The following is a 4787-nucleotide window of genomic DNA, read 5'->3' on the forward strand; positions in this document are numbered from 1 at the left end:
CTCGATCGTGCACAGCGCCAGTATCACCGCGACCGCAGCCATGGTTCCCATCACTGCCCCCGGGGCCCAAGCCGCCGACCGCATCGCGCCAGTGGCCAGCGCCGCCCCCGCATAGCCAAAGGAATAGCCGGCGTGGGTCAAATTCATCAGATGCAGCCCGCGCTCATTTTCCAAAGCCGCCACCCGTGCGTTCATCAGCACATCGGTCAGGCCAGTGGCCGCCCCGCAGCAGGCCATCGCCAAAGGAAACATCCAGATCACCGCCGCCTGCCCCGGCAGCGCACAGCTCAGTGCCATAAGAACCGCCGCTGATGGCAATGCGATCCGCCCCAGCGCTGTCCCGAAGGCCGGGGCAAACAGCATCGCTGTCACGGCGGCAATCGGCGTCAGAAAGATCAGCAGGCCCAATTGCGCCTCGTCGACCCCCAGCATTGCCTTGAGGTCGGGCAGTGCAGCAGCAAAAGTGCCCCACAAAACGCCCATCGCCGCAAAGGCGGCCAGCGGCGCGCGGGCCGTCGCAAGAAGGGGCAGGACACGCATGCAGGGCCTTTCAAAGCGGACCCGACAGATAGCTGCCAGGCCGCTGCTCCGCTGTCCCTCCCGCGACTTTGCCCGTCCTTCCCGCGACTTTCGGGCAAGCTGCCCCAAGGAATGGAAAGAATCTGCTGGCGGGGACTTGCGTCGCACCCGCGCTGCCTGCATTCCAGTCGGGCGATGCAAACGCTTGACCCCACACGTCCGTCTTTGGCCAGCCTCGGCTGGTCTCCGTCGCTGGACGACCAGCTTACGCCTGAGGACGCAGAACTGCTTCCGCTGCGTGTGGCAACCGTGCACCGGTCACGGATGACGGCAGTTGGGGCAGGCGGCACGGTGCGGCTGATCCTGCCAGTCAAGGTGAACACCGCGAATTTCGCGGTCGGCGACTGGGTGCTGGCCGAAGCGCATAGCCACACCCTTGTGCGGCGGCTGGACCGGACAACCCTGCTGCAACGGCGGCTGGATGGCGGTGCGGCGCAACTGATCGCGGCGAACGTGGCGACCTTGTTCATCGTCACCTCCTGCAACGCTGATTTCAACCCGGCCCGGCTGGAACGCTATCTGGCCTTGGCCAACGAGGCCGGGATCACCCCGGTGATCGTGCTGACCAAGGCCGATCAGACCGACACCCCGCAAGACTTCCAGGCGCAGGCCGCAGCCTTGCAGCGCGGGCTGGCGGTGGTGACGGTCAATGCCTTGCTGCCCGAGGCAGCGCTGGTCCTTGCGCCATGGTGCGGTGCCGGGCAGACGGTGGCGCTTGTCGGGTCTTCCGGGGTCGGCAAGTCAACGCTGCTAAATACCCTTGCCGCCAAGACCGGCGATGACCGGCAGGAAACCGGCGACATCCGCGAAGATGACGCCAAGGGCCGCCACACCACCACTTCGCGCTCGCTGCATCCGATTGTCGGCGGCGGCTGGGTGATCGACACGCCCGGGATGCGGACATTGCATGTCAGCGACGTGGCGTCCGGTCTGGATCAGTTGTTCTCGGAAATCACCGATCTTGCCCCACATTGCCGGTTTCGCGACTGCACCCATGCGCATGAACCCGGCTGCGCGGTACAGGCCGCGGTGGCATCCGGCACGCTGGACCCCGCGCGCCTTGATCGCTGGCGCAAGCTGCGCCTTGAAAACCGCGACAATACCCCGGTGCAGACCGGCCCGCGCGGCAACAAGGTCACGCAAAGCCGCAAACGGCGCTGATGTCCGGCAGGCAACCCGTTGTGCACCGACAATCGCCCTTCCCTTCACCCTGATTCGCCGCTATAGGCCCACGGTCGCGCCATGCACCCTTGGAGGATGGCGGATGTATATATGGAGAGAACCTATGGCACGCGAGATCCCAGATCTTGAAGCTCAGGTACGGACGGGGACAGGCAAGGGGGCCGCTCGTCAAGCTCGTCGTGAGGGCTACGTACCCGGGATCGTTTACGGCGGCGGCACTGAGCCCGCACCGCTGAACCTGAAGTATAACTACCTGTTGAAGCGCCTGCGTCAGGGCCGTTTCCTGCAGACCCTGTTCAACCTCAAGGTCGAAGGCATGCCGGATGTGCACGTCATCTGCCGCGGTGTTCAGCGCGATGTCGTCAGAGACTTGCCGACACATGTCGACTTCATGCGCATTGGCGATGAAAGCCGCATCAAGCTGTTCATCCACGTCACCTTCATCAACCACGAAGCAAGCCCCGGCCTGAAGCGTGGCGGCACGTTGACGGTTGTCCGCTCGGAAGTGGAACTGGAAGTCACCGCAAGTGACATCCCCGATCACATCACCGTGGACCTGACTGGCACTGCCATCGGTGACGTGATCCACATCAACGATGTGGTCCTGCCCGAAGGCACCAAGGCGACGATCGACCGCAATTTCGTGATCGCCAACGTGGCCGCTCCGGCTGGCCTGGCGACCGCAGAAGCAGAAGCTGCCGAAGCCTGAGGCTTTGATCCAGCAAATCAGGAAGCGGGGGGCCTTGGCCTCCCGTTTTCGTTTTCCAGCCTCAGCCAGCGGCGCTTGACGGCCACAGCAGCGTCTCTGCCATCCGGTGCAATAGCGCTTGCGCGCGCTGCTGTGCCGCCGCCTGATCTCCCACCGCCGGGCATTGCGCCGAAGCCGCAGCATAGAACAAAAACGCCACCAACCCCTCGGCCAGCATCGCCGGATCAACCGTGCTGGTGATCTGACCCTGATGCTGCATCACCGCCACCCCTTCGGCAAACCTGCCGATGATGTCGCAGATCACCAGATCCAACCCCAGCCCGACCCCGGCTGGCCCGCTAAACCGGGTCAGCAGCACAACGGTGTTCGGCTCAGCGGCAAAGCTGGCAAAGATCCGGTCCAGCGCCACGCCAAGTTCACCGCGTGTGGCAGGGGGTGGCACGTCGGTCAGCGTCGCGGCCAGGCGTTCGGCCAGCAGCAGCGCCAGCAAATGATCCTTGTCAGCAAAATGGGCAAAGAATGTGCCCTTGGCCGTGTCCGCCAGCGCCACGACCTCGTCAGTTCGCAGCCCGGAAAGGCCCACACGCGCCACGATGTCGCGCCCAGCAGCGATCAGCCGTTCGCGGGTCTGTGCCGTACGTGCTTGCGGTTTGCGAGTCATTCGACCATCCGATGGATTCACTATATTGACTGCAGTCATTTTATATCCTAAATATTGACCATAGTCAATTTAGGAGTCCTGAATGCCCCGTCGTATCCTTACTGTAGATCTTCATCCTGGGAGTCTGTCACTCAGTGCCGGTCTTGCGCAAGCCTATCAAGAAGGGGCCAAGGCATCTGGGCACCAATTGCGTGGCGCCGCTCTGTCGAAGATGCAGTTCAACCCGGACTTCGGCCAGTCGGGCTTTCGCAACTCGCCTGCCCTGGAGGACGATCTTCTGCAGTTCCGCGAAGATCTGCTCTGGGCCGAGCACGTGGTCCTGTTCAGCCCGCTCTGGTGGGGTGGGCTGCCCGCCAAGGCCAAAGGGCTGATTGACCGAACGTTCCTGCCCGGCTACGCCTTCGACCCTCGCGTCCGCAAAATGGGCCTGCCAAAGCCTTTGCTCGCTGGCCGCAGCGCACGTCTGGTCCTCACCGCCGATACACCCGGATGGGGCTTCCGTTTCCTGTACCGTTCGGCCCTGCGCCACCAAATGCAACGCCAGATCCTTGGGTATACCGGCATTTCGCCCATGGCCTTTACCCTCTGCGCGCCGGTGGAGCAAAGCACCGATGCGATCCGCGCCCGCTGGTTGGCAGGAGTCAGGGCTTTGGGTCAGGCTGGCGCGTGACACCGCCCCCGCCAGCCGCCGCGATGTGATGTGCATAGCGCTGGTCCATTGCGACAGGCCGGCCCGCCTGCGCGCACAGCCGTTCCACATAATCCGCGCAGCACAAATGGTGCAGCACCGCGATCCCCGGATGCCCCATCATCTCGGCATGCAGCCGGTCAAAGGCGGCTGCATGTTTCAGCGCGGACTCGTCGAGCCTCGTATTGCGATTGGCGTTGGCAAAATATCTGTCGGTGTATCGGTCCCGCCCAGCCACAGGCGACAGCGTGCCGCGCTTCAGCCCAAAACTCTCCACCGACCGCAGCATGTAATGATTGATCTGCGCCGTGGCGTGGGTGGACAACGCCGGCGGCAGCCGCTGCATATAGGGTGCCGCAGGGTACCACTGGTCTACCCTGACGCCATCGCCATTCACCCAGACCATCCCCGGCGCGCCCCATGCGCTTGTTGCATGGGCCATGGACAAGCCTTTTGGCCCGTGTTCACCCAAACGCCTGAACCACCCCGGCCTGCGAAAGATCGACTTGACCCACCCCGACAGGCCCGTCACGCCGCTTCGCGTCCAGAGGAACTGTCGATGAGTAAGGCCATCCTCCCATGTCTGATGCCCCGAAGTGCCGAACACTCTCCAGTTGATCGACATGCCAAGAAATGGCGCCGCATCGGCAGGAGGCAGCAGGTCGCTCAACCGGCCCTCGCCCGCGTGAATCACCAAAAACTCATCGACATCGCAGACCATAACCCAATCAGCCTGCCGTACCGCCGCATGCTGATGCGCCTGCTGCAACTTGGTGCGGGTGATGGGCCCGCCTGGCGGCACGACGCAGCGCAGATGGATGCACCATCCGGCGGCGGCAAGCGCGTCCAGCAATTCGGGCGAGTGGTCGGTGCAGTCATTGGTGACAATGACGATATTGCTGAACCCGAGCAGCCGTTGCCAAGCCACCCATTCCACAATGAACGGCCCCTCGTTTCGCATCGATGCG

Annotated in this window: 5 protein-coding genes and 1 pseudogene; 3 read left to right on the forward strand and 3 right to left on the reverse strand. The window is 63.5% G+C overall.

Features of this window, described 5'->3' with window-relative positions; translation table 11 throughout:
* Positions 1-540 (reverse strand): annotated as a pseudogene (locus RMO18_RS15890) (MFS transporter); the annotation flags it as partial.
* A gap of 174 nt (positions 541-714) precedes the next feature.
* Here RMO18_RS15890 and rsgA point away from each other — a divergent pair.
* Both rsgA and RMO18_RS15900 read left to right on the forward strand, forming a co-directional pair.
* Complete coding sequence (rsgA, locus tag RMO18_RS15895; protein WP_309667223.1) at positions 715-1740, forward strand: ribosome small subunit-dependent GTPase A; 1026 nt, start codon at positions 715-717, stop codon at positions 1738-1740.
* A gap of 124 nt (positions 1741-1864) precedes the next feature.
* A complete protein-coding gene (locus RMO18_RS15900; protein WP_309667225.1) occupies positions 1865-2470 on the forward strand; it encodes a 50S ribosomal protein L25/general stress protein Ctc in 606 nt (201 codons plus the stop codon).
* A 61-nt stretch (positions 2471-2531) separates the two neighbouring features.
* Here RMO18_RS15900 and RMO18_RS15905 read toward each other — a convergent pair whose 3' ends face one another.
* Positions 2532-3131, reverse strand: coding sequence for a TetR/AcrR family transcriptional regulator (locus tag RMO18_RS15905; RefSeq protein ID WP_309667226.1), 600 nt, complete (start codon positions 3129-3131; stop codon positions 2532-2534).
* 82 nt (positions 3132-3213) lie between these two features.
* Here RMO18_RS15905 and RMO18_RS15910 point away from each other — a divergent pair, with 82 nt between their 5' ends.
* Positions 3214-3801: an NAD(P)H-dependent oxidoreductase gene (locus RMO18_RS15910; protein WP_309667227.1), complete on the forward strand. Its 588-nt coding sequence runs from the start codon at positions 3214-3216 to the stop codon at positions 3799-3801.
* Here the strand turns inward: RMO18_RS15910 and RMO18_RS15915 are convergent.
* Positions 3773-4787 (reverse strand): glycosyltransferase family 2 protein (locus RMO18_RS15915; protein WP_309667228.1); only part of this gene is annotated, 1015 nt, incomplete at its 5' end. The genes RMO18_RS15910 and RMO18_RS15915 overlap by 29 nt on opposite strands.

The sequence above is a fragment of the Tabrizicola sp. genome (genome assembly GCF_031377265.1).
In the GTDB taxonomy this organism is placed as follows: Bacteria; Pseudomonadota; Alphaproteobacteria; order Rhodobacterales; family Rhodobacteraceae; genus JAUYQR01.